Genomic DNA, 23,511 nt, shown 5'->3' on the forward strand with positions numbered 1-23,511 from the left:
AACATTGCTTTTCAGAAAAGCCCCCCCGGCTCGGGAGGCTCCGCATCCCGGGCAAGTGGGGGCTGGAAAATGGCGCATAAACAGCGCAGGGCTCCATTCCCTTACTTCAATCAATTGGTTTGAAACCTCAACTACACCATCGAGCATGTAAATTACAGAAATGTAATTTAACCCTCATGCTTTCGTCAGCGGAACTCACTTATATTAAAAATAACACTTCCCGTTTAAACCTGAACAACAAACAAAATAATGAAGTTTTATTTTCGACCTTACCTTTTCCTTCTACTTTTATTCTCGCTAAACATAAATGTATTAGCGAAAGCAATGCATGAGGAAACCTCCAAACACGATGCGGACATCCGCGTGATGGATGCGCTGAATAACTGCCATAAACAGCAAGATGGGGGATCAGACAAAAACTCTTGCAAAACCAACTTTGAATGCAAGGCCAACCATCTCTTTCAACTTCCCGTTAGCCCATTGTCAACCCTTACTGCGGCTGGCCCCGTTTACGACTTCCCGCCATCCTGCTTTCTTCTCCATGCAAATAACGCCGTATGGCGTCCTCCCATGTCCTGATTCCTGTTCCAAATAAATGCGTCTCGCATAGACGCTCTATGCGCGCCCCTTATGGCGCAGCAGCGCTCACAGGAATCGCTCCCATGTTTTTCCGACAGCTACGATGCGGCCGGGTGCTAATGGCCTTTTTTGCGGCTTGTGCATTAAGTATTCCGACCGCGCTTCATGCCTTGAGTCTTGACGAGGCTCAGCGACTCGCTACCCAAACACCTTCGTTGAAAGCCGAGGCGGCCAAGATAGAAGCCGCTCGTAATGCCGCAATCCCGGCGGCTGAGCTACCCGATCCGAAACTCGTGCTCGGCCTACAAAGCGTCCCCATTGAGGGTGACCAGCGCTGGAGCGTGGACCAGGATGACATGACCATGCAAATGGTCGGCCTCATGCAAGAGGTGCCCAACCGCGCTAAACGCCGCGCCCGAGCCGAGACAGCCAACGCGGCAATCAAGGTCGCTGCGGCCCAGCAACGCGTCGAACAGCTCAACGTGCGTCTGGAAACGGCCAAGGCCTGGATCGCCACCCATACCGTTGAACGGCAGCTCGCACTATTCGATGAGTTATTCGCCGAGAACCGCCTGCTCACCGAAGCCGTGCGCGCGCAAATTGCCGGTGGCCAAGGCCTAGCTGCGGACGAAGTGGCGCCACGGCAAGAAGCCGCGCTGCTAGCCGAGCGCCAAGATGAACTGGAGGAACGTCGCACCCAGGCGCGCACCGCGCTCAGACGCTGGATCGGACCTGCGGCGGACAACCCGCTTAGCGGCAGCGTACCGAATTGGCCGGTAGACGCCCAACGCTATGCACAGCGGCAGACACAGCGCCCTGAACTTCAGCTCTACGACCCCATGCATGACGAAGCCAGAGCACGCATCAGCGAGGCGGTGGCGCAAAAAAAGTCTGACTGGAGTTGGGAGGTCGACTACCTGCGCCGAGGTCGGGAATTCGGTGACATGGTCAACCTGTCGGTGAGCTTCAGCCTGCCCGTGTTCCAGGGCTCACGTCAGAATCCGGCCATTGCCGCTCAATACGCCGCTCTCGATCAGTTGGAAGCCGAACGCGAGGCCGCCGAACGTGCCTACGCCGCGCAGCTTGCCAGCGAACTGGCGGAACAGCAGCGCCTGAGTCGCGCCTTGGAACGCTACCGAAACTGCCTGCTGCCGCTGGCCAGGGAAAAGATTGTGCTGAGCATGGCCGGCTACCGCGCCGCAAAGGGCGAGCTGAATGCGGTACTCACGGCACGCCGGGAACTTCTGGAAACCCGCCTGAAACAGACCGACCTGGAGGGCCTGGAGGCGATTGCCCGCGCCCGCCTGCACTACGCCTATGGGGAGATGAGCGAATGAGCCGCAAGACATTAAAAGGCGTTGCAGTTGTCAGCCTGGCAGCTGTGGCCGGACTGGGCGGCGGTTACTGGCTTGCCCAGCACAATCAACCCGCCGTGGCGCAGACAAGCGCTATGGCGGCAAATGTTCAGCAGGAACGCAAGGTGCTCTATTGGTACGACCCCATGAGCCCGCAGCAAAAATTCGACAAGCCAGGTAAGTCGCCCTTCATGGATATGGACCTGGTGCCGCGCTACGCCGATGAGTCCGGAGCCACCGCTGCTGTAAGCATCGACCCCGGCGTGAGCCAGAACCTGGGAGTGCGTGTTGCCCGCGTGGAACTCGGGAAACTGGACCTTTATGTAGAGGCTTCCGGTGTGCTGGCCTTCAATGCCCGGGACGTCGCACAGCTGCAAGCCCGAGCCGGCGGCTTTGTCGAGCGCGTCTATCGGCGTGCCCCAGGCGATGTACTCGAAAAGGGCGCGCCGCTGGTAGATATGTTGGTGCCGGAGTGGATTGCGCTGCAGGAAGAGTTCCTGGCGTTGCGCCGCATGGGCGATGCTCAGCTGATCGGCGCCGCCCGCCAGCGGATGCGCGTGGCCGGGATGCCGAATGGCTTGATCGAACAAATCGAGCGCAGTGGTCAGTCCCTGCCGATGCTGACCATCGTCAGCCCCATCCACGGCTCACTGGAAGAGTTGAATGTGCGTGCCGGCATGTCCCTACTGGCTGGGGCGGACCTGGCCAAAATCAACGGTCTGCAATCCGTCTGGCTGGAGGTGGCGATACCCGAAGCCCTGGGCGGCGCGATTCGCCCCGGCCAGGAGGTTGAAACCCGTCTGCCGGCGCTACCCGGCGAGCTCATACAGGGTACCGTGACCCAGGTACTCTCTGCGGCCGATGCGGCGAGCCGCACGTTGCGGGTTCGCGTCGAGTTACCCAATCCCCAGGGGCAATTGCGGCCGGGTCTGACGGCCTATGTGAAGCTCGCTTCCGGAAGCAACGAGCCGGTACTGCACGTACCCAGCGAAGCGGTGATCCGCACCGGAAAACGCTCCCTGGTCATGCTTGCCGAGCCCGTGGGCCGCTACCGGCCGGTGGAGGTTCGCCTGGGCCAGGAGGGCAACGGCCGTATCGCCATTCTCCACGGTCTGGAAGAAGGTCGGCAGGTGGTCGCCTCTGGCCAGTTTCTACTCGACTCGGAAGCCAGCCTGAGAGGCATCGTTGCAACCGAGCCCGACATGGCCGGGCACCAACATGCCACAGCGCCGGCAACCGACCCCGTCCTACCAGGACACGAGCCTTCCCACCACTCAACCCATGCCAGCCACTCCATGACCCATAACGGCCATGGAACTGATCCCACTCATGCGGCCCATACCCAACCGAACGCCGTTACCTCGGCTCTGCATGAGGCCGAAGGACACATTCAGCATCTGGGATCGGACAGCGTGCGCATCGCGCACGGCCCGTTTCGCACCTTGGGCATGCCGGGTATGACCATGACGTTCCGAGCTGCCACACCCACGCTCTTGCAACCGCTGAAAGTTGGCGATGCGATTCATTTCGCCGTGCGGGAAACCGATAACGGCCTGCTCATTGAGCGGATTCAACGCAAGGAGCAGCAGCCATGATTGCCGCCGTCATTCGTTGGTCGCTGGCCAACCGTTTTTTGGTCTTGTTGGCCACCGTTTTCGTGACCGTACTGGGTATCTGGTCGGTGAAAAACACGCCAGTCGATGCGCTACCGGACCTCTCCGACGTTCAGGTCATTATCCGCACCACCTATCCTGGCCAGGCGCCGCAGATCGTGGAGAACCAGGTCACCTATCCGCTGACCACCACCATGCTGTCCGTACCTGGAGCCCAAACGGTACGCGGCTATTCTTTTTTCGGCGACAGCTTCGTCTATGTGCTGTTCGAGGACGGCACCGACCTTTACTGGGCGCGTTCCCGTGTCCTGGAGTACCTGAGCCAGGTACAAAGCCGCCTGCCGTCAACAGCGCAAGCCTCGCTGGGACCTGATGCCACCGGCGTCGGCTGGATTTACCAGTACGCGTTGGTCGATCGCAGCGGACGTCACGATCTGGCCCAGCTACGTTCGCTCCAAGACTGGTTCCTGAAATACGAGCTGAAAACCCTGCCCAACGTGGCCGAGGTGGCCACCATCGGCGGCATGGTCAGGCAATATCAGGTACAGCTCGACCCGCTCAAGATGGCAAGCCTGGGCATTACTCAGGCACAGGTCGTCGAAGCGATTGGCAAGGCCAACCAGGAAGTCGGCGGGGCCGTCATCGAGATGGCCGAAACGGAATACATGGTGCGCGCCTCCGGCTATCTGGCGACGCTGGCCGACTTCCGCGCCATCCCCTTGCGACTTGAGTCTCGGAGCGTGCCCATCACCTTGGGCGATGTCGCGCATATCCAGCTTGGACCGGAAATGCGCCGTGGGATTGCCGAGCTGGATGGCGAAGGGGAAACAGTCGGTGGCGTGGTTATCCTGCGCAGTGGCAAGAATGCTCAGGAAACCCTGTCGGCGCTGCATGCCAAGCTCGCTGAGCTGAAGAAAAGCCTGCCTGCCGGTGTGGAAATCGTCACCACCTACGACCGCAGCACGCTCATCGAGCAGGCCATCGAAAACCTGGGTTTCAAGCTGCTCGAAGAATTTATTGTCGTGGCGCTGGTCTGCGCGCTTTTCCTTTGGCACCTGCGTTCTTCACTGGTCGCCATCGTTTCGCTGCCTATCGGCGTGCTGATCGCCTTCGCCGCCATGCATTACCAGGGTATCAATGCCAACATCATGTCCTTGAGCGGCATTGCCATCGCCATTGGCGCCATGGTGGATGCCGCGGTGGTGATGATCGAGAACGCTCACAAGAAAGCCGAGGCCTGGCGGCATGCCCATCCCGGCAAAAAACTCGAAGGCGACGAACATTGGCGCGTGATGTCCGAGGCCGCCCAAGAAGTGGGACCGGCTCTGTTCTTTTGTCTGCTTATCATCACGTTGTCATTCATTCCGGTGTTTACCTTACAGGCCCAGGAAGGGCGTCTGTTTGCGCCTTTGGCCTTCACCAAGAGTTATGCCATGGCGGCGGCGGCCGGCTTGTCAGTGACCCTGGTTCCGGTGCTGATGGGTTACTGGATTCGGGGACGTTTGCCAGATGAAAAACAGAATCCACTCAACCGCTGGCTAATCCGCCTCTACGGGCCCGCATTGGACAGCGTGTTACGCCATCCGAAAATCACGTTGGGCATCTCCCTGCTGGTCTTGCTCACGACGTTATGGCCGATGGCCCGACTGGGTGGTGAGTTCCTCCCCCGCATGGACGAAGGCGATCTGCTTTACATGCCTTCGGCTTTGCCCGGCCTCTCCGCGCAAAAGGCAGCACAACTGCTGCAGCAAACCGATCGGCTGATCAAGAGCGTGCCCGAGGTCGCCCATGTGTTCGGCAAAGCCGGGCGCGCCGACACCGCGACCGACCCGGCGCCTCTGGAAATGTTCGAAACCACCATCCAGTTCAAGCCGCGCGAGCAATGGCGGGCGGGCATGACGCCTGAGAAATTGGTGGCTGAACTGGATCGCACAGTCCAAGTGCCGGGTATTACCAACATCTGGATACCACCGATCCGCAACCGTCTCGACATGCTGGCGACTGGCATAAAGAGTCCAATCGGAGTCAAGGTGGCCGGCAGCGACCTGGCCGAAATCGAACGGGTCTCCCTTGAAGTGGAAGCCGTCGCCAAGAAAGTGCCAGGGGTCAGTTCGGCGTTGGCCGAGCGCCTGACCGGCGGCCGCTATCTGGATATTGATATCGACCGCCAGGCTGCGGGGCGCTATGGGCTGAACATCGCCGATGTGCAGGCCATTGTCTCCAGCGCTGTCGGTGGGGAAAACATCGGGGAAACGGTGGTAGGTCTTGCACGCTACCCCATCAGCGTTCGTTATCCCCGCGAATGGCGCGACTCCCCCACCGCCCTCGAACAACTGCCGATTCTGACCCCTGAAGGCAGCCAGATCACCCTGGGTAGCGTGGCGCGGATCGGCGTCAGCGATGGGCCGCCGATGATCAGGAGTGAGAATGCCCGGCTCAATGGCTGGGTATATGTCGACGTCAGAGACCGCGATATCGCTTCAGTAGTGGCCGACCTACGCCTGGCGATCAGCGAGCAGGTTGAACTACCAGCAGGCATGAGCCTGGGCTATTCGGGCCAGTTCGAATACCTCGAACGCGCCAATGCCCGATTGAAACTGGTGGTGCCGGCCACGCTGCTGATCATTTTCGTGCTGCTGTTCCTGACCTTCAGCCGCTTTGACGAGGCCCTGTTGATCATGTTGACGCTGCCCTTTGCCCTGACGGGTGGCGTCTGGTTCCTCTACCTGTTGGATTTCGATTTCTCCATCGCCACCGGGGTCGGCTTCATTGCCCTGGCCGGAGTGGCGGCGGAATTCGGGGTCATCATGCTGCTCTACCTCAGGCATGCCTGGAGCGACCGCATGCAAAACGGGCGCAACGACGACGGCGCGCTGCTCGAAGCCATCCACGATGGCGCAGTGCAAAGGGTGCGCCCCAAGGCGATGACGGTGATGGTCATCGTTGCCGGCCTTCTACCGATCCTCTGGGGCGACGGCGCCGGAAGCGAAATCATGCGCCGGATTGCCGCGCCCATGGTGGGCGGCATGCTCAGTGCGCCGTTGCTATCGCTGTTCGTTATCCCGGCCGCCTATCGCCTTATGCGTCGCCCCCAACAACTTCCACTTCCCACCGAAAGAGGAAATCAGCAATGAAATACGCACTGATCGCGTCTGTAATGCTGGTCGTAAGCCAAGGTGCCATTGCGGGCCAGCAAAACATGCCCTTGACGTATACGGGGACAGCTAATAACGCCTATGTGGCCCAAAACACCAGCACTGCACTGACTGCAGAGGCAAGAGGTACTGTCAAAGCCGTAAACACCCGGCAAGGTACGGTTTCAATTGCCCATAACCCAGTACCTGGCCTGCAGTGGCCGGCGATGATCATGGATTTTGACGCCACTCCAGAACAACTGAAGAGATTGTATGTGGGAAGTGTGGTGGAATTTGAATTCATCCCGAATGGTTTGACAGGAAAAATTAGCACCTTGCGATCAGTGCGAAAAAAACATCAACATAAGAAATGGTAACGCCTCATAATTAAAAAATGCCCGTCACTGAAAACAGGACGGGCATTTACTGACAGCATTTAGTTTACGTCATAGTAAAATTTTCAGAATCCCAAGGCCTTACGTTCCTGAACGTCACCTAACTGTTGCCCCTTCCCTCCTGCTCAATAAATCCAGCCAACCTGATAATAATGTAATGTTCTAGTCAGCATTACGACAGCTTCCTCTGCCTATTATTATAGGACCCCTTATCTTCCCTACAAGGTTCTTCATGATTAAGTCAATTCCCTTCATTGCTGCTTTTGGTTTGATTTTCGGCACTACGAGCGCGCTGGCCAGCCCTAGTCATAGTCATGGAACTGCGGGTATCGGGCATCCAGGAGATCCTCAGAGAGTAGACCGCACCCTTGAGGTACGAATGGGAGACCACTTTTTTGAGCCTAAGGCAATGAATTTTAAGCCCGGCGAAACGGTCCGTTTTGTTCTGAAGAACGAAGGTGTCGTCTTACACGAATTTAGCCTTGGTGAAGCTGCGGCGCATGTCGCTCATCAAAAGGAGATGGCGGCCATGTTTCAAAATGGCATGTTGTCTCTGACTGGAGCACATGACATGAGCAAGATGGGGCATGGCGCGGGAGACGAGACAATGGCTGATATGGTTCACGATGATCCAAACAGTGTTCTGCTTGAGCCGGGCGCTGACGGCGAACTGATCTGGACTTTCTCAGAGCAGACCGAACTAGAGTTCGCCTGCAACGTTCCCGGGCATTATCAATCGGGGATGGTCGGTAAGTTGACTGTGCGCTAAAACAGCGTCAACTCTGGCAGATCATGGATTCAACCAGTCCAATGATAATTGAAGCGAGGCTAATATATGGTTCACTCCCATCATCCCAACACTAAAGAGCGCTTTTTTGGAAAAGGCAGAATTGTGATCGCGCTGATCATGGTTGGAATAATTGGTATCTTTTATGTGGCGCGGGAGCATTACGGTCATCTTTCTCAGGCTCTATTCTATTTCATACTTCTACTTTGCCCGTTGATGCATCTGTTTGGCCACAATCATGGCGGGCATTCCCATTCCCAAAGCACCAATGACTCCAAAGAGAATCAAAAGCCTTAGGCATGCTTCGACAAAAAGCGTCTATAGCGCCCCCAGGCAGTACCGAGCACGCCGACCGCTGCAGTCCATCTGGGGCAATTATGTTCAGCCGCAGAGCCCCTCTGAGGCTGAGAAATCAAGAACATTTTCTCTAATGGTGTGCAGAGGACTTTCACTTATTAGTCATCGGCTCACCACAATAGAGAACCGGACAGCGCCACTCACGGCGCACGATAAAAAAAGGCGCTTTTCAGCGCCTAAAGGTACACCTCAATGGGAGCATGAGCATTACTTCAAAGAGGTGAACAACCAAAGTTGAAGACTATGAGCTTTTATCCACCAGTTTTGCTTCATCCTCATTTTTAGCCTGATCGCTCTGATCAGTTATTTTTGTCCCTGCCTCCCACAGCAACCCTTGGTTAGCGCGGAGCTTCTGGTTCATTTCTATAGATTTGGTAGACCCTTCCTCTGCTATAGCAGCACCGCTTGCCAGGAACATAGCCAAAATTGAATATTTAAGTATTTTCATTTATCAGCCTCTCAACTTTCTATGGATTGTTTTCACTATAACAACCCGCAAATTACAAGAGACTGAACCCAACATTACTTATTTGAAATGCGATAAAAACGGAATTTTATGGCAAATACTCTTTTCGGCCCACCCTTGCCATTCAACGTGCCGCTGGCTTCCTTACTTACCTCTGCGGCTGAGTCCCGCTTTGCAGGGCGATCATCAGAATCCATAGAAGGCGGTATAGGCGAGCCACGGAGGTGGAAAAAATCAGACCACCCACGTTAAACGCGAAATGCCAGTTCGAATGTGGTACAGCCCTCGGCGCTGCGGCACTGGATGCTCCCTTGATGGGCCTCGACGATTGAACGGGTAATGGCCAAGCCCAGACCGGCATTTCCGGGCTGGCCCTCACGCCGAGCCTTGTCGACCCGGTAAAAACGGTCGAACAGACGCTCCTGGTGTTCAGGTGCAATGCTCTCACCGGGGTTGCTCAGCGTCAGTCGCACTTCGCCCATCTCCTGTCGAATCGACACGAGGATCGCCGCACCCTCCGGGGTGTAGCGCAGCGCATTCGACAACAGGTTGGACAGCGCGCGGCGCAGCATCAGCGCGTCGCCGTTGAGTGTTGCTGAACCGGTGAGCACGAAACGGACTTTCCACTCCTCAGCGACCATTTCGTAGAATTCCAGCAGACTGGCGCACAGCCGATGCAGGTCCACCGGCTGGCGCTCGGGAATAATCAGCCCGTTGTCCGCCTTGGCTAGAAACAGCATGTCGTCGATCATCCTCGACATGCGCTGCAGTTCTTCCAGGTTCGAATGCAGGTTTTCCTGATAGTCGTCCAGACTTCTTGCGCGACTGAGCACCACCTCGGTATGCGTCAGCAAGTTGCTGACCGGCGTGCGCAGCTCATGGGCGATGTCCGCCGAGAAGTTGGACAGCCTGACGAAGGACTCTTCCAGACGAGCGAGCATGTCGTTGAAAGCCAGCACGAGCGGTATCAGCTCAACCGGCACGTTCTGCGTGGGGATGCGTTCGGTTAGCGATCTGGCCGACACCGAGGCCACCACCTGGGTCACGTCGCGCACGGGTCGCAAACCGCTTCTGGCCAGCATCCAGCCGAGCAAGGCGCTGAGCAGGGCGAACAGGATCAGAACCGCCCACAGCCAGCCGGCCAGAACATGGAAAAATACCTTGTGAGTAGTCACATCGAGCATCAGCAGCACGCTCAAGCGCTGGCTGCCTCGCTCAATTACTCGCGCCGCGCCGCGCAAAACCTGACCATTGAGATGCCATTCACCGGCTTCTCGCGTGGCCAATTGCCGATACTGCTCGGGCACCACGTTCAGCGACGGCATGCTGAACAGGATGCGGCCCTCGCCATCAAGGATTAGTACGGACAAGTCGCGATGCCCGCCAAGCATGGCGTGCAGCTGTGGTCGCACTGGATCGAGGCGCTGCAGGTCGCCGAGTCCGAGCAGCAGTTGTTCGGCGGCAACCAGCTTATCAGCCAACACCTGGCGATCCAGCTCGTCGAAATGGTGCTGGCTGAGCTGATTGAACAACACGCCGGCCAGCGCCAGCACGCTGGTGACGGCCAGCATAAATAGCAGGCTCAAGCGCGTGGTCAGGGACAGGCGGCTCACGACTGCTCGGGCTCGTCGAGCATGTAGCCCATGCCGCGCGCGGTGTGGATCAACTTGGGCTCGAAGTCGTCGTCGATCTTGGCCCGTAATCGGCGAATGGCTACCTCGATCACGTTGGTGTCGCTGTCGAAATTTATATCCCAGACCTGCGAAGCAATCAGCGACTTGGGCAACACCTCGCCGCGCCGGCGCATTAACAGTTCCAGCAGGGCGAATTCCTTGGCGGTCAAATCGATGCGCCGACCGGCGCGTATGGCGCGGCGCTTGAACAGATCGACTTCCAGATCGGCGATGCGCAGGTGTGTCGCGATCGCAGCCGTGTTGCCGCGCCGCAGCAGGCTGCGCACCCGGGCCAGCAGCTCGGAGAACGCGAAGGGTTTGACCAGGTAATCATCGGCCCCCAGTTCCAGACCCTTGACCCGGTCCTCCACACGGTCCCGCGCGGTAAGAAACAGCACGGGCATGTCCTTGCCGGCCGCTCGCACCAGGCGCAGTACCTCCCAGCCGTCCAGACCGGGCATCATTACGTCAAGGATCAGCAGGTCATAGGGTGTACTCAGCACATATTGCAGGGCATCGATGCCACTGGTGACGCGATCGACGGTAAATCCGGCCTCGCTGAGCCCTTGCTGTAAGTAAGCGCCGGTTTTCGGTTCATCTTCCGCGACCAAAAGTTTCATGGGCAGGACTCAAATGACAGAGCGACTAGTGTGCCCCGCAGAAAGGACGCGGACCAGAAGCTGACAGCAATGTAATCCTGATGTCAGGATGACGTCAGCCCCGCGCAGGTAAATTATCGAAAATGCCCTTGCTCTCCAGGATGCGCACAAGGGTCTATACAGGAGCGGTTAATGTCCAACGCAATTCAACCCCCCTCGCTGCACCAACTGCCCAGTGATCGGGATCCGGTCTGCGGCATGACGGTGAACTCCGACAGCCCCCACCAGGCCAGCCACGACGGCCATCGGCTGCACTTTTGCAGCAAGCACTGCTTGGACAAGTTCAATGCCAAGCCGCGCCAGTATCTACCCGCGCCGGGCAAAACCTCCAAGTGTGCCGAACATGTCCATCATGGCGACCACGCCCATACCGCTGCCCAGGCGTCGGCCGCTGTAGCCGATCCCGGTGCCGAATACACCTGCCCGATGCACCCGGAAATTCTTCAGATCGGCCCTGGCACTTGCCCCAAATGCGGCATGGCCCTGGAGCCGGTCATGCCCGATCTGGAAGAAGAGGAAAACCCAGAACTCAAGGACTTCACCCGCCGTTTCTGGTGGACGCTACCGTTGACGGTGATTGTCACCGTGCTGGCCATGGGCGGTCATGCCCTCAGTCTGTTCCACGGCGTTACGCAGAACTGGGTCGAGCTTGTATTGACCACTCCGGTGGTGCTCTGGGCTGGCTGGCCGTTCTTCGTGCGCTGCGTACGCTCGTTCCTGCTGCGCAGCCCGAACATGTGGACGCTGATCGGCCTCGGCACCGCCGCCGCCTACCTGTACAGCCTGGTCGCCACCCTGGCGCCGGGCGTGTTTCCCGCCGACTTCATCCAGGATGGGCGCATCGGCGTGTACTTCGAGGCGGCCGCAGTCATCATCTCGCTAACCCTGCTCGGCCAGATTCTCGAACTCAAGGCGCGTTCGCAGACTTCGGCGGCGATCAAGTCGCTACTCGGCCTGGCGCCCAAGACCGCGCGGCGCATCAATGCCGACGGCACGGAAGAAGACATCCCGCTCACCCATGTGCACAGCGGTGACAAACTGCGAGTGCGACCAGGCGAGAAGGTGCCGGTCGACGGCCTGGTGTTGGAAGGTGAAAGCGCAGTGGACGAGTCGATGCTGACCGGCGAGCCGGTGCCGATCATGAAGCGCGCTGGCGACAGCCTCATCGGGGCCACCCTGAACGCCCATGGCAGCCTGGTGATGGAGGCGCAGAAGGTTGGCAGCTCGACCATGCTTGCGCAAATCGTGCAGATGGTTGCCCAGGCGCAGCGCTCCAAGGCGCCAATGCAGCGGCTGGCCGACGTCATCGCCGGTTACTTTGTGCTGGTGGTGATCGGTATCGCCATCCTGACCTTCCTCGGTTGGGGCCTGTGGGGGCCGGAGCCAAGCTGGGTGTTCGGCCTGATCAACGCGGTGGCGGTGCTGATCATTGCCTGTCCGTGCGCCCTTGGCCTGGCCACGCCGATGTCGGTCATGGTCGCCACCGGCAAGGCGGCCGGCAGCGGCGTCCTGTTTCGCGATGCCGGCGCCATCGAGAACCTGCGCAAGATCGATACCCTGATCGTCGACAAGACCGGCACCCTGACTGAAGGTCGCCCGGCCTTCCACAGCGTGGAAGCGGCGCCCGGTTTCACCCACGACGAGGTGCTGCGACTGGCTGCCAGCCTGGATCAAGGCAGCGAACATCCCCTGGCCCACGCGATCGTCGATCATGCCCGAGCACAGGGCTTGGTATTGAGCACGCCCGAGGCGTTCGAATCGGCTTCCGGCATCGGCGTGCGTGGCCAGGTTGACGGCCACCACTTACAGTTGGGCAACACCGCGCTAATGAATGATGCCGGCGTGGATGCCAGCCCCCTCAAGGCACGTGCTGAACAGCTGCGCGGCGAAGGCGTGAGCATCATGTTCCTGGCGGTGGACGGCGCGCTGGCCGGCCTGCTGGCGGTTGCCGATCCGATCAAACCGACGTCGAAACTGGCGGTCCAGCGCCTGCAGGCAGACGGCGTGCGGGTGATCATGGCCACCGGCGACGGCCTGACCACTGCCCGTGCAGTGGCCCGCGAGTTGGGCATCGAGGAAGTGCACGGCGAGGTCAAACCGCAGGACAAGGAACGCCTGGCCGCCTCCCTGCAACAGCAAGGTCACCGCGTGGCCATGGCCGGCGACGGCATCAACGACGCCCCAGCCCTGGCGCGCGCCGATATTGGCATTGCCATGGGCACCGGCACTGACGTGGCGATGAACAGCGCCCAAGTCACGCTGGTCAAAGGCGATCTGCTGGGCATCCTGCGCGCGCGCAGCCTGTCGGTGGCCACCGTGCGCAACATGCACCAGAACCTGACCTTCGCCTTTCTCTACAACGCCCTGGGCATTCCGCTGGCGGCCGGCCTGCTGTACCCGCTGACCGGCCACCTGCTGTCGCCGATGATCGCCGCGCTGGCGATGAGCATGAGCTCGGCCTCGGTGGTGTTTAACGCCTTGAGGCTGCGCAAGGTAGCAATCGATTGACACGCTTGACCTTGCCAGTCTGGCAAGGTTGAAGATTGGCACAACCCTAACAGCGACCCCCCGCCAGGAGATTGTCATGAGCACCATTGAACTGAGTGTCGAAGGCATGAGCTGCGGCTCGTGCGTCAAGCATGTCACCGAGGCGCTCAACACTGTGGAAGGCGTCACCACGGTGGATGTCGACCTGCAAGGGGGCCGTGTGCGGGTCAGTGGCCAGAGCGACAGCCATGCACTCATCGCCTCCCTGGCTGAGGCTGGATATCCCGCCCAGCTGACCAGTCCGGCCGCCGCGTCAAGCAGCGAGAAAAGAGCTGGTTGCGGTGGCAGCGGTGGTTGCTGTTGCAATTGAACACGCGATTCAAGAAAGAGGTTCTTTATGTCAAGAAAACTGACTACCGCAGCCCTCGCCGTCCTGCTGATGAGTGGGACTGTCCAAGCCGCCGAGCGCCTGACCATTGATGTGCACCGCGACGCCAACTGCGGATGCTGCAAGGACTGGATCACCTACTTGAAGGACAACGGCTTCGAGGTCCGCGACCACGTCGAACGCAACATGAGTGCGATCAAGCAAGATCTGGGGGTGATGCCGCGCCTGGCGTCCTGTCATACAGGCCTAATCGATGGCAAGTTCGTTGAAGGTCACGTGCCTGTGGCGCAAATTCTGGAACTGCGCAAGCGTCCCGACCTGCTGGGAATCGCCGTGCCTGGCATGCCGGCCGGCTCACCCGGTATGGAGTACGGCGACGTCAAACATCCCTACCAGGTGATCGGGTTAGCCCGCTCTGGCCAGGAGGAGACCATCGCCCGTTACCCGTTGGATCGAGTTCCGCGCCGCTGATAGCGGCTGGGCGGGCCCGGCACTGGAGTGCGTAGTAGACGCAATCCGCCGCCGGCCCGCATTCTGAAGGACAGCTCCCGCGTAAGGGCCGAATCCTGTTATCCCCTGTTCACACGCTTTTGGCCCGCGAGATGCCCATGTCCCGCCTCCTGTTCTGTCTGCTTCTTCTGCTCTCCATGCCTACCAGTGCTGGGATATTTGATCTGCCGCGTGCTCAGCCGGCGTTGTCCAGTGTCCCTCTGAACAACAGCCAGGATTTCCTTCCGGTGGATAAGGCCTTTGGCCTCGACCTGATAGAAGCCGGCCAGGACAGCCTCCATCTGCGTTTCATAAACGCTGATGGCTATTACCTTTACAAGCATCGTTTCGCCTTCACTAGCGATCACCCGCAAGTGTCAATCGGCATCCCCCAATGGCCTGCGGCCGAACCGAAAACCGATGAGTTTTTCGGCGATGTCGAGGTGTTCTACGGCATAACCGACTTGCTGTTACCGATTGACAATCCTCAGAACAGATCATTTACCCTCCAGGTGAGCTATCAGGGGTGTGCTGATTTGGGGCTGTGCTATCCACCGGAAGTTCGTACTTTTCAGGTAAGTGACCCGCCTACTATTGCAGCCCTGCAACAGCGAGTCCCCGTAGACTGGGGCAGTCTGGTGTTGTTTTTCCTGGCTGGCCTGGGCCTGACTTTCACTCCCTGCGTGCTGCCGATGCTGCCGATTTTGTCTGGCGTGGTATTGCGGGGGCAGCTCGGTGGAATGCGAGGCTTGCGCCTGTCGCTTGCCTACGTACTCCCCATGGCTGTCTGCTTCGCTCTGCTTGGAGCACTGATGGGCGTGTTTGGTGCCGGCCTCAACCTGCAGGCGCGCCTGCAATCTCCCTGGGTGCTGGTGCCCTTTGCCACGTTCTTCACTGTGTTCGCCCTGGCCATGTTCGGCGCATTCGAGTTGCGCTTGCCGCGCTTTATCAGCGAACGATTGGATCGTCTGGCCAGCCGAACCCGCGGGGGTTCAATGATCGGTGCCGCCACGCTCGGCGTGCTGTCCAGCCTGCTGGTTTCACCCTGCGTGACAGCACCGCTGGTTGGTGCGCTGCTGTACATCAGCGCCACCGGCGACGCCTTCGGCGGGGGTCTGAAGCTGTTCGCCCTGGGCTTGGGCATGGGCGCGCCGCTGGTCCTGTTCGCCACCGGTGGCGGAGCCTTGCTGCCCAAGTCCGGGACCTGGATGGTCGGTGTACGCAAGGCTTTCGGCGTGATGCTGCTCGCCGTCTCTGTATGGCTGCTGGAACGTGTATTGCCCCCTGCAGTGACTCTGGCTTTGTGGGGCCTTTTGGCGGTTGGCACTGCGCTGTGGCTCGGTGCTCTGGAATTCACACCCAAGTCCGGCCAGCAAAGGCTCGCCCAACTGCTCGGTGTGGCTCTGCTGGTTTACGGTGTCAGCGCCTGGCTCGGCGCTTTGCAAGGTCAATCCGATCCAATGCGACCGCTGGGTCGCTTAGACGCCCAAGTCGTACTTCCGTCCAACGCAAACGCCGGCTGGCAGACTCTGGACACACCGGCCGCCCTGGATGCGGCACTGCTGTCAGCGAAGAATGCCGGCCAACCCCTGCTATTGGACTGGTACGCCGACTGGTGCATCAGCTGCAAGGTCATTGAACGAGAAGTGCTGGAAGCACCCGCCGTGCGCGAGCAACTGATCGGTTACCGACTGGTGCGCTTCGACATAACGCGTAGCGATGCTGAGCAACGCGCCCTGCTCGATCGCTACCGGCTGTTCGGCCCACCGGCGCTGCAATTGTTCGCGCCCAGTGGCGATGAATGGCAAGACCTGCGCACGGTAGGTGAAACCGACGCCGAAAGCTTCGTCGAACTTCTGCGCCAAGCCAACGGCCGAATTCAAACCCTGTAATTCGGTCTTTCCCGGAAAAAACCCTGCTCCTCTCGACCCAGAGCCAACTGACAGAAATGTAATCGCCGCTTCAGCCTGCCGACAGCCAGAGGTCGTTAGGCTGCGGCCTATCGAAAATGCCGGTTCACGCCACAGGCCGGCTTATTGCCAGCCCTGAGGTTGGCAAAGGGTGCCTAAGGCGTGTCCATCGCAATCCGACCGACGCCGGCCCGAATGGAATTGTGGCGCACTGCCCTGCCCTCACCGAATAACGCTTAAAGAGCGGCCTGAGTTTCCTGACGGCGAGCGCGGCTTTGCAAAGCGCGTCGACACGTTTCGTCCAAACCTTTGACAGTAGGGATATCCCAGATGCATTCCACTCCTTCACGTCGCACCGTGATCAAGGGCATGGTCGCCGGCGGCGCGCTCGCCGGCTTCGGCCTGTGGCGCCAACCGGTCTGGGCATTGACCAGCCCAGGCCAGCCGACCGTACTGGCCGGGACCGAGTTCGACCTGACCATCGACGCACTGGATGTCGACTTTACCGGCAAGCGGCGTACCGCCATGGCGATCAACGGCTCGATCCCTGGCCCGCTGCTGCGCTGGCGTGAAGGCGACACCGTAACGCTGCGCGTGCGTAACCGCCTGCCGGTAGACACCTCAATCCATTGGCACGGCATCCTGCTGCCGGCCAACATGGACGGCGTCCCCGGTTTCAGCTTCGCCGGCATCGCGCCGGACGGTATGTACGAATACCGCTTCAAGGTCAAACAGCACGGCACCTACTGGTACCACAGCCATTCCGGCTTCCAAGAACAGCTGGGGGTTTACGGCCCGCTGATCATCGATCCGCTGCGACCCGAGCCCTACCGCTATGAGCGTGACTATGTCGTGATGCTCTCTGACTGGACCGATGAGAATCCGGCGCGCGTACTGGCCAAGCTGAAAAAGCAGTCGGACTACTACAACGAGCATCGTCGTACGGTCGGCGACTTTATCAAGGATGTCACTGACAAGGGCTGGAGCGAAACCCTGAGTAACCGCTGGGCCTGGGCGAAAATGAACATGAGCCCCACGGATCTGGCCGACGTCAGTGGGGCTACCTACAGCTTTCTGCTCAACGGCCATACACCGGCAAACAACTGGACCGGCGTGTTCAAGCCAGGCGAACGCATTCGCCTACGCCTGATCAACGGCTCGGCCATGACCTACTTCGACTTCCGCATCCCCGGCCTGAAACTGACGGTTATCGCTGCCGACGGCCAGCCCGTGGAGCCGGTTGAGGTGGATGAACTGCGTCTGGCAGTGGCGGAAACCTACGACATCCTGGTGGAGCCCACGGACCAGCAGGCCTATAGCTTGTTCGCCCAAGCCATGGATCGCAGTGGGTACGCCTGCGGCAGTCTGGCGACACGTGAAGGGCTACGCGCGCCGGTACCCGCGGTGGATCCGCGCCCCGAACTCACCATGGAAGACATGGGCCACGGCAATCATGGGGCCCATGGCAACTCCATGGATCACGCCGCCATGAGCGATATGGATCACGGCTCAATGGCCGGCATGGACCACAGCCAGATGTCCGGTATGGATCATGGCTCGATGGCAGGCATGGATCACGGCGCCATGATGGGTATGGACCATGGCTCAATGGCAGGCATGCAGCGGCATCCGGCCAGCGAGGCCGGCAATCCCTTGCTGGATATGCAGACCATGATGCCGGTACCCAAGCTGGCTGATCCCGGCATCGGGTTGCGCGATAACGGGCGCCGCGTACTGACCTATGCCGACCTGCGCAGCCGTTTCGCCGATCCGGATGGCAGGCAGCCGAGCCGCACCATCGAACTGCACCTGACCGGTCACATGGAGCGCTTCGCCTGGTCCATCGACGGCGTGGAGTTCGCCCATGCCGAGCCGATCCGCCTGAAATATGGCGAGCGCATCCGCATCGTGCTGGTCAACGACACCATGATGCACCACCCCATTCACTTGCATGGTATGTGGAGCGATCTGGAGGACGAACAGGGCAACTTCCTGGTGCGCAAACACACCATCGACCTGCCGCCGGGCGCCAAACGCAGCTACCGCGTCACCGCCGATGCCCTTGGCCGCTGGGCCTACCACTGCCACCTGTTGATGCACATGGACCTCGGCATGTTCCGCGAAGTCCGTGTGGACGAGTAAGGAGAGACACGATGAATGCCACCCCACGCAGTCTCCTGACTTCCGTATTGGCCCTTGGCCTGGCGGGGGCACTGCAACTGCCGCACGCCATGGCCCAGGACGAACACCAAGGCCACCACCCGCAGGCTGCTCCCGACACCAAAACGACAGATAAGCCACGCGGCCCCGCAATGGATCATGGCCAGCCGATGCAGGAGATGCATCGCCAGCACATGAAGGACGGGGGAATGGACCATGGCGACATGGACCAAAAGATGATGCAGAGGATGCAGGAAATGCATCGTCAGCACATGAAAGATGGGCAAATGAACCACGGCGACATGGACCATAAGCAGATGATGGAACACATGCGCCAAATGAAGCCTGGCGCGATGCACCCCGGTTCAAAAACATCCATACCGCGACACACTCAAACACCAGCCGGCCACCCGGTTCCGGCGTTAACTGACGCCGACCGGGCCGCCGCCTTCCCCGAGTTGCCACCACAGGCCATGCACGAAGGTGGAATGAACTACCTTGTGCTCGCTGAGCAACTGGAATGGCAGGACGCGGACGACGGCAACGCGCTGGCTTGGGACATCAACGGCTGGATCGGCAGCGACATCGATCGCTTGGCGTTCCGCTCAGAAGGCGAGCGCGTCGATGGCCACACCGAAGAGGCCGAACTGCAGTTGCTGTGGAGCCACGCCATCGGCCCCTGGTGGGAAACCGTGGCCGGTGTACGCCAGGACTTCAAGCCCGGCTCGCCGCAAACCTGGGCGACGTTCGGCGTACAAGGCATGCCGCTGTTTGGCCTGGAAACCGAAGCGACCGCGTTCCTCGGCGAAGGCGGTCAAAGCGCTGCTCGGCTAACCGCCGACTACGACATCCTATTGACCAACCAACTGATCCTACAGCCCAGCCTTGAGGTCAATCTGCATGGCCGCAACGACCCGAAACGTGGCGTGGGAGCAGGCCTTAGCGACACTGAGCTGGGCTTGCGCCTACGTTATGAAATCAACCGGCAATTCGCGCCCTATATCGGTGTGAATTGGTATCGCGCCTATAGTGATACCGCTGATATGCGACGAGCCAACAATGAGGACAGCAGTGAAAGCCGCGTAGTGGCCGGGGTCCGTTTCTGGTTTTGAAATGACTTAATTAACGACACGGGCATGCGGTACTGGAGTGCGCTTGGACTGTCACTCCGTCTTTTCCGTCGCGAGGATCTGGCCGAGGACTCCACGTTCGAAGTGGATGCATTGCGCAGCAAGATCAGCCTGACCCTGCACGTAGGAAGGCTGGATATGGTCACCTAATCAGTTCAAACAAGTGGCCAGCCAGCGATGGCTCTATACCGACCGGGCCGTATCAGCTCGAAGCGAAACTGGATACCGTCAAGGCCTACATAGGCGAGCTGATTCAGCACAAGGATCGCACCCACCAGGACAGCTCCGGATCGGCTGTCCCATTTGAAAATCTCAATCAGCCGCCGATCATCCTGACAGAGTTTCAGCATCCGGTTGGGTTTTCTTGGCGGGTAAAACACCCAGCGAAGCAGAAACTCACCAAGCGATAATCAACACTGCGAGCGGGCAATGCCCACCGTTTCCTTGAGAGTTTCAGCCTGTCAGCATCCCAAGGGATACCTTAGGCAGGTCGCGCACACCGCCGGTGTGAGTCAGACGCAGTCTTCACCTCCCAAAACTCGAAAGCCCTGCGGGATAACGTCACGCGCCGACAAAGTGTGGGAACAAGTGTGGGAACTACGAACCCCAGAAACGCAAAAGCCCCGTATAACGGGGCTTTGCGTATATGGTCTGGCGGTGAGGGTGGGATTCGAACCCACGATACGGTTTCCCGTATACACGCTTTCCAGGCGTGCTCCTTCAACCGCTCGGACACCTCACCGGATCTCTTCGAGGCGTTCACCCCGTCGAGGCGCGCTAATTTAGTCGAACGTTTCTGCAAAGGCAAACTTTTTTTCAGCTTTTTCATGCGTTTAAGTATCCCCAGCGAAAATAGCTGCATTTTCGCTCAGCTCTGCGACCGCCCAGTCAGTCATCGTGCTTTACCTGTGCAGGCCGGCTGGGTAACGTCAGCGTCACTTATCACAAGGAACCCCCCGCCATGAGTGAGCTGCTTTCCTATCAATGCACAGACGGCATCGCCACCCTGACCCTGCATAACGGCAAGGTCAACGCGATTTCACCGGACCTGATCGTCGCCTTCAATGCGGCGCTGGATCGCGCCGAGCAGGACCGCGCCGTGGTGATCATTACCGGGCAGCCGGGCATTCTTTCCGGCGGGTACGACCTCAAGGTCATGACGTCCGGCCCGCAAAACGCACTGGACCTGGTCGCCGCCGGCTCGACATTGGCCCGACGCATGCTTGCTCACCCCTTCCCGATCATCGTCGCCTGCCCAGGCCATGCAGTAGCCAAGGGTGCCTTTATCCTGCTCTCCGCAGACTATCGCATCGGTGTTGAAGGTCCGTTCAGCATCGGCCTGAACGAAGTGCAGATCGGCATGACCATGCATTACGTCGGTATCGAGCTGGCCCGTGATCGCTTACGCAAATCCGCTTTCCACCGCTCGGTGATCAACGGCGAGATGTTCGATCCGCAGGGCGCGCGCGAAGCCGGCTTCCTGGACAAGGTGGTCACCCCCGAGGCGCTGATGAGCACCGCACTGGAGACAGCGAATCAGTTGAAGAAGATCAACATGACCGCTCACCGCAACACCAAGCTCAAGGTACGCAAAGAATTGCTTGACGCCCTTGAGCAGGCTATCGAGTTGGACAAGCGCCACGGTCTCTAACAGACCGTTTGGGACCGTTGCCAAGGCGAGTGGATTGCCGAGCACAGTGGACGTTCGTACACTCGACGTCCCTTTGCTGGAGATCCTGCCATGCTGTCCGTTCTGCGCTTGTTGTTGCTGAGCGTGTATTCCGTTATTGCCAGCTGCCTCGGCGCGTTGCTTGGCGTGCTCCGCCCTTTCAATCCCAACAATACGTCTTTGTGCGCCCGTTTGTTCGCCACCCCGAGCCAATGGTTGCTGCGCATCAAGGTCGAGACCGAACTGGAGCACCTGAACAGTCAAACACAGGCCTGTGTGATCATTGCCAATCATCAGTCCAATTACGACCTGTTCGTCCTCGGCGGCACGGTGCCCTCACGCACCGTGAGCCTGGGCAAGAAAAGCCTGAAGTGGATTCCAGTGTTCGGCCAGCTTTACTGGCTGGCCGGCAATGTCCTGATTGATCGCAGCAATGCCTGCAAGGCCAGGCAGACCATGCTCACCACCACCGAAACCCTGCAAAAGCGCCAGACGTCTATCTGGGTGTTTCCGGAAGGTACGCGCAATGGCGGCCAGGAGCTGCTGCCGTTCAAGAAAGGGGCGTTTCAGATGGCCATCGCCGCTGGGGCTCCGATCGTGCCGGTGTGCGTCAGCCGCTACACCCAAACACTGGATCTGAATCGCTGGGACAGTGGGCAGATACGCGTCCGCGCGCTGCCGGCCATTCCAACCGCACACCTGAGCCTGGAAGACATGCCGGCGCTGATCGAGCAATGCCATGCCCGCATGCAGGCATGCATTGACGAGCTGGATGAACAATTGGAGCAGCGCCTGGCCGCGGCGCAGCCGCTTTAGGTCGGTAGCGTTGCGTTGAGCGAGACAATGCCCATCATTGATGGGCATTGATGGGGCTCGGCGCGATGCACGGGACGAACCCAATTCCCTGCTGCCGCGCCCCTTAACCCTTACAGCAGCTAACACATATTGAACGTTACGCTTCGCGCCCCTGGGCGATAAAGCGCAGCATCCACTCGCCCACCACACTGCCGTGATGCGGCAGATGAAGGCTTTGCAAGGCATTCTGATAGAGCGTCTCGCCCAGGGTTTGCTGGCGCACGTCGAGCAGTGCCCGTGAATAATCCGGTACGAACTCGGGATGCCCCTGGAAGCACAGTACGCGGTCCTCGATGCGGAACGCAGCAATTGGGCAGAACTCGCTGGAGGCCAGCACCGTGGCGTTTTCCGGAGCGCGGGTGACCTGGTCCTGATGGCTGATCAGCAGGGTCAGTTGATCCAGCGCCGGCTGCATCCAGTCCAGTTGCTCCTGAACGCTGTAATGATGCATGCCCACGCCCCACCCTTGACCGGCCCGCTCGCTCTGGCCACCGAGCAACAACGCCAGCAACTGATGACCGAAGCAGATGCCCAGCAGCTTGTCGCCGTTCTGGTAGCGCTCCAGCAGATAAGTCTTAAGCGTCTGGATCCACGGATCGCTGCCGAACGAGTCCGCCTTGCTGCCGGTAACCAGATAGGCGTCATAACGCTGGTCATCGGCCGGGTAATGGCCCTCAACCACGTTGAAAATTTCAAACTGCGCGGCAATCGGTTGGTTAGCGAATAACCGTTCGAACATATGGCCATAGCCGGTGTACTGCTCGACGAACTCAGGACGCAGGTGATCGGTTTCCAGAATACAGATACGCAACGACATGGGAATTCCAAAAACATAAAGGTATGGAGCGGTTGTCACCCTTCTTACCATAGCCCGTGCGTGGTGAGGAATAGCCCGCGCCCGCCAGACACAGCCGTCAATCGGCTACACTGCGCAACCTTTTCTATTCTGGAGCCTGACTGTGCTTATCAAGGCCTTACGGGTTGGCTTGGGCCAACTGATCGTTTTTATTGATTTCCTCACCCGCCCGAAAAAAATGCAGCGCAGCGCGGAGGCGCAAGCCGAGGTCAAGGCACGCACAGCCAACCTGGCGCTTTATCAGTTTCACGGTTGCCCGTTTTGTGTGAAGACGCGGCGTGCCCTGCATCGGCTGAACTTGCCGATCGCCCTGCGCGATGCCAAGAACGACGCCCAGGCCCGCCAGGAACTGGAAACCCAAGGCGGAAAAATACAGGTGCCCTGCCTGCGTATTGAAGAAAATGGCCAGGTTTCCTGGCTGTACGAATCCAAGGCAATCATTGCCTGGCTGGAACAGCGCTTCGCCTGAGCGGCAATCGCCATGTAGGGCCGATTTCACATCGGCAAACCAGCACTGCGGATGCCGGCATGCAGCCGGCACCGCAGGGT

At 59.3% G+C, this 23,511-nt stretch carries 20 protein-coding genes and 1 tRNA gene; 16 read left to right on the forward strand and 5 right to left on the reverse strand.

All coding sequences use genetic code 11. From position 1 onward, the window contains the following. The first annotated feature begins 662 nt into the window (after positions 1 to 662). The 6 genes from ACTV8E_RS15680 (at position 663) to ACTV8E_RS15705 (ending at position 8,160) form a co-directional block, all read left to right on the forward strand. Positions 663 to 1,916 (forward strand): TolC family protein, encoded by a 1,254-nt coding sequence (locus ACTV8E_RS15680; RefSeq protein ID WP_443200115.1) that lies wholly within the window; start codon positions 663 to 665, stop codon positions 1,914 to 1,916. After that, positions 1,913 to 3,529, forward strand: a complete 1,617-nt coding sequence (locus ACTV8E_RS15685) for an efflux RND transporter periplasmic adaptor subunit (protein ID WP_443200116.1) — start codon at positions 1,913 to 1,915, stop codon at positions 3,527 to 3,529. The genes ACTV8E_RS15680 and ACTV8E_RS15685 overlap by 4 nt, the downstream gene beginning before the upstream one ends. After that, a complete protein-coding gene (locus ACTV8E_RS15690) occupies positions 3,526 to 6,681 on the forward strand; it encodes an efflux RND transporter permease subunit (protein ID WP_443200117.1) in 3,156 nt (1,051 codons plus the stop codon). The genes ACTV8E_RS15685 and ACTV8E_RS15690 overlap by 4 nt, the downstream gene beginning before the upstream one ends. After that, the gene (locus tag ACTV8E_RS15695) at positions 6,678 to 7,058 is read left to right on the forward strand and encodes a copper-binding protein (RefSeq protein ID WP_443200118.1); all 381 of its coding nucleotides are present in this window, start codon (positions 6,678 to 6,680) and stop codon (positions 7,056 to 7,058) included. The genes ACTV8E_RS15690 and ACTV8E_RS15695 overlap by 4 nt, the downstream gene beginning before the upstream one ends. Before the next feature lie 250 nt (positions 7,059 to 7,308). Then, positions 7,309 to 7,845, forward strand: a complete 537-nt coding sequence (locus tag ACTV8E_RS15700) for a cupredoxin domain-containing protein (protein ID WP_443200119.1) — start codon at positions 7,309 to 7,311, stop codon at positions 7,843 to 7,845. Between the two features lie 138 nt (positions 7,846 to 7,983). Then, positions 7,984 to 8,160, forward strand: coding sequence for a DUF2933 domain-containing protein (locus ACTV8E_RS15705; RefSeq protein ID WP_443200181.1), 177 nt, complete (start codon positions 7,984 to 7,986; stop codon positions 8,158 to 8,160). 301 nt (positions 8,161 to 8,461) lie between these two features. Here ACTV8E_RS15705 and ACTV8E_RS15710 read toward each other — a convergent pair whose 3' ends face one another. From ACTV8E_RS15710 to ACTV8E_RS15720, 3 genes are all read right to left on the reverse strand, one after another. Then, a complete protein-coding gene (locus tag ACTV8E_RS15710; protein ID WP_443200120.1) occupies positions 8,462 to 8,668 on the reverse strand; it encodes a hypothetical protein in 207 nt (68 codons plus the stop codon). A 266-nt stretch (positions 8,669 to 8,934) separates the two neighbouring features. After that, positions 8,935 to 10,299 carry a heavy metal sensor histidine kinase gene (locus ACTV8E_RS15715; RefSeq protein WP_443200121.1) on the reverse strand — a complete coding sequence of 455 codons (1,365 nt, stop codon included), beginning with the start codon at positions 10,297 to 10,299 and terminating at the stop codon, positions 8,935 to 8,937. After that, the gene (locus ACTV8E_RS15720) at positions 10,296 to 10,979 is read right to left on the reverse strand and encodes a heavy metal response regulator transcription factor (protein WP_443200122.1); all 684 of its coding nucleotides are present in this window, start codon (positions 10,977 to 10,979) and stop codon (positions 10,296 to 10,298) included. The genes ACTV8E_RS15715 and ACTV8E_RS15720 overlap by 4 nt, the downstream gene beginning before the upstream one ends. A gap of 171 nt (positions 10,980 to 11,150) precedes the next feature. Between ACTV8E_RS15720 and ACTV8E_RS15725 the strand changes: the two genes are divergently transcribed. The 7 genes from ACTV8E_RS15725 (at position 11,151) to ACTV8E_RS15755 (ending at position 19,732) form a co-directional block, all read left to right on the forward strand. Beyond that, positions 11,151 to 13,526, forward strand: coding sequence for a heavy metal translocating P-type ATPase (locus ACTV8E_RS15725; RefSeq protein ID WP_443200123.1), 2,376 nt, complete (start codon positions 11,151 to 11,153; stop codon positions 13,524 to 13,526). Positions 13,527 to 13,602: 76 nt separating this feature from the next. After that, positions 13,603 to 13,875, forward strand: coding sequence for a heavy-metal-associated domain-containing protein (locus tag ACTV8E_RS15730; protein WP_443200124.1), 273 nt, complete (start codon positions 13,603 to 13,605; stop codon positions 13,873 to 13,875). 27 nt (positions 13,876 to 13,902) lie between these two features. After that, positions 13,903 to 14,364 (forward strand): DUF411 domain-containing protein, encoded by a 462-nt coding sequence (locus tag ACTV8E_RS15735; RefSeq protein ID WP_443200125.1) that lies wholly within the window; start codon positions 13,903 to 13,905, stop codon positions 14,362 to 14,364. 137 nt (positions 14,365 to 14,501) lie between these two features. Further along, a complete protein-coding gene (locus ACTV8E_RS15740; RefSeq protein WP_443200126.1) occupies positions 14,502 to 16,274 on the forward strand; it encodes a protein-disulfide reductase DsbD in 1,773 nt (590 codons plus the stop codon). A gap of 348 nt (positions 16,275 to 16,622) precedes the next feature. Next, positions 16,623 to 18,434, forward strand: coding sequence for a copper resistance system multicopper oxidase (locus ACTV8E_RS15745; protein WP_443200127.1), 1,812 nt, complete (start codon positions 16,623 to 16,625; stop codon positions 18,432 to 18,434). Positions 18,435 to 18,661: 227 nt separating this feature from the next. Continuing rightward, a complete protein-coding gene (locus tag ACTV8E_RS15750; RefSeq protein ID WP_443200182.1) occupies positions 18,662 to 19,564 on the forward strand; it encodes a copper resistance protein B in 903 nt (300 codons plus the stop codon). 24 nt (positions 19,565 to 19,588) lie between these two features. Next, positions 19,589 to 19,732 (forward strand): hypothetical protein, encoded by a 144-nt coding sequence (locus ACTV8E_RS15755; protein WP_443200128.1) that lies wholly within the window; start codon positions 19,589 to 19,591, stop codon positions 19,730 to 19,732. 502 nt (positions 19,733 to 20,234) lie between these two features. Here ACTV8E_RS15755 and ACTV8E_RS15760 read toward each other — a convergent pair. After that, positions 20,235 to 20,324: transfer RNA gene (locus ACTV8E_RS15760), tRNA-Ser, on the reverse strand. Positions 20,325 to 20,543: 219 nt separating this feature from the next. Here ACTV8E_RS15760 and ACTV8E_RS15765 point away from each other — a divergent pair. Further along, a complete protein-coding gene (locus tag ACTV8E_RS15765; protein WP_273535827.1) occupies positions 20,544 to 21,233 on the forward strand; it encodes a crotonase/enoyl-CoA hydratase family protein in 690 nt (229 codons plus the stop codon). 90 nt (positions 21,234 to 21,323) lie between these two features. Continuing rightward, positions 21,324 to 22,067, forward strand: coding sequence for a lysophospholipid acyltransferase family protein (locus ACTV8E_RS15770; RefSeq protein ID WP_443200129.1), 744 nt, complete (start codon positions 21,324 to 21,326; stop codon positions 22,065 to 22,067). 136 nt (positions 22,068 to 22,203) lie between these two features. Here ACTV8E_RS15770 and ACTV8E_RS15775 read toward each other — a convergent pair whose 3' ends face one another. Next, positions 22,204 to 22,923, reverse strand: coding sequence for an amidotransferase (locus ACTV8E_RS15775; protein WP_251836813.1), 720 nt, complete (start codon positions 22,921 to 22,923; stop codon positions 22,204 to 22,206). 142 nt (positions 22,924 to 23,065) lie between these two features. On the opposite strand from ACTV8E_RS15775, the gene ACTV8E_RS15780 reads away from it, so the two are divergent. Further along, entirely contained in the window at positions 23,066 to 23,431 is a 366-nt protein-coding gene (locus ACTV8E_RS15780; RefSeq protein ID WP_251836814.1) for a glutaredoxin family protein, read from the forward strand. Positions 23,432 to 23,511 lie beyond the last annotated feature (80 nt).

This window comes from Pseudomonas sp. B392_1p (genome assembly GCF_052245235.1).
Lineage (GTDB): Bacteria > Pseudomonadota > Gammaproteobacteria > Pseudomonadales > Pseudomonadaceae > Serpens > Serpens gallinarum.

Coding starts and splice junctions, on each gene's coding strand:
- ACTV8E_RS15680 (WP_443200115.1), top strand. CDS start 663: ATGTTTTTCCGACAGCTACGATGCGGCCGGGTGCTAATGGCCTTTTTT.
- ACTV8E_RS15685 (WP_443200116.1), top strand. CDS start 1,913: ATGAGCCGCAAGACATTAAAAGGCGTTGCAGTTGTCAGCCTGGCAGCT.
- ACTV8E_RS15690 (WP_443200117.1), top strand. CDS start 3,526: ATGATTGCCGCCGTCATTCGTTGGTCGCTGGCCAACCGTTTTTTGGTC.
- ACTV8E_RS15695 (WP_443200118.1), top strand. CDS start 6,678: ATGAAATACGCACTGATCGCGTCTGTAATGCTGGTCGTAAGCCAAGGT.
- ACTV8E_RS15700 (WP_443200119.1), top strand. CDS start 7,309: ATGATTAAGTCAATTCCCTTCATTGCTGCTTTTGGTTTGATTTTCGGC.
- ACTV8E_RS15705 (WP_443200181.1), top strand. CDS start 7,984: ATGGTTGGAATAATTGGTATCTTTTATGTGGCGCGGGAGCATTACGGT.
- ACTV8E_RS15710 (WP_443200120.1), bottom strand. CDS start 8,668: ATGAAAATACTTAAATATTCAATTTTGGCTATGTTCCTGGCAAGCGGT.
- ACTV8E_RS15720 (WP_443200122.1), bottom strand. CDS start 10,979: ATGAAACTTTTGGTCGCGGAAGATGAACCGAAAACCGGCGCTTACTTA.
- ACTV8E_RS15725 (WP_443200123.1), top strand. CDS start 11,151: ATGTCCAACGCAATTCAACCCCCCTCGCTGCACCAACTGCCCAGTGAT.
- ACTV8E_RS15730 (WP_443200124.1), top strand. CDS start 13,603: ATGAGCACCATTGAACTGAGTGTCGAAGGCATGAGCTGCGGCTCGTGC.
- ACTV8E_RS15735 (WP_443200125.1), top strand. CDS start 13,903: ATGTCAAGAAAACTGACTACCGCAGCCCTCGCCGTCCTGCTGATGAGT.
- ACTV8E_RS15740 (WP_443200126.1), top strand. CDS start 14,502: ATGTCCCGCCTCCTGTTCTGTCTGCTTCTTCTGCTCTCCATGCCTACC.
- ACTV8E_RS15745 (WP_443200127.1), top strand. CDS start 16,623: ATGCATTCCACTCCTTCACGTCGCACCGTGATCAAGGGCATGGTCGCC.
- ACTV8E_RS15750 (WP_443200182.1), top strand. CDS start 18,662: ATGGACCATGGCGACATGGACCAAAAGATGATGCAGAGGATGCAGGAA.
- ACTV8E_RS15755 (WP_443200128.1), top strand. CDS start 19,589: ATGCGGTACTGGAGTGCGCTTGGACTGTCACTCCGTCTTTTCCGTCGC.
- ACTV8E_RS15765 (WP_273535827.1), top strand. CDS start 20,544: ATGAGTGAGCTGCTTTCCTATCAATGCACAGACGGCATCGCCACCCTG.
- ACTV8E_RS15770 (WP_443200129.1), top strand. CDS start 21,324: ATGCTGTCCGTTCTGCGCTTGTTGTTGCTGAGCGTGTATTCCGTTATT.
- ACTV8E_RS15775 (WP_251836813.1), bottom strand. CDS start 22,923: ATGTCGTTGCGTATCTGTATTCTGGAAACCGATCACCTGCGTCCTGAG.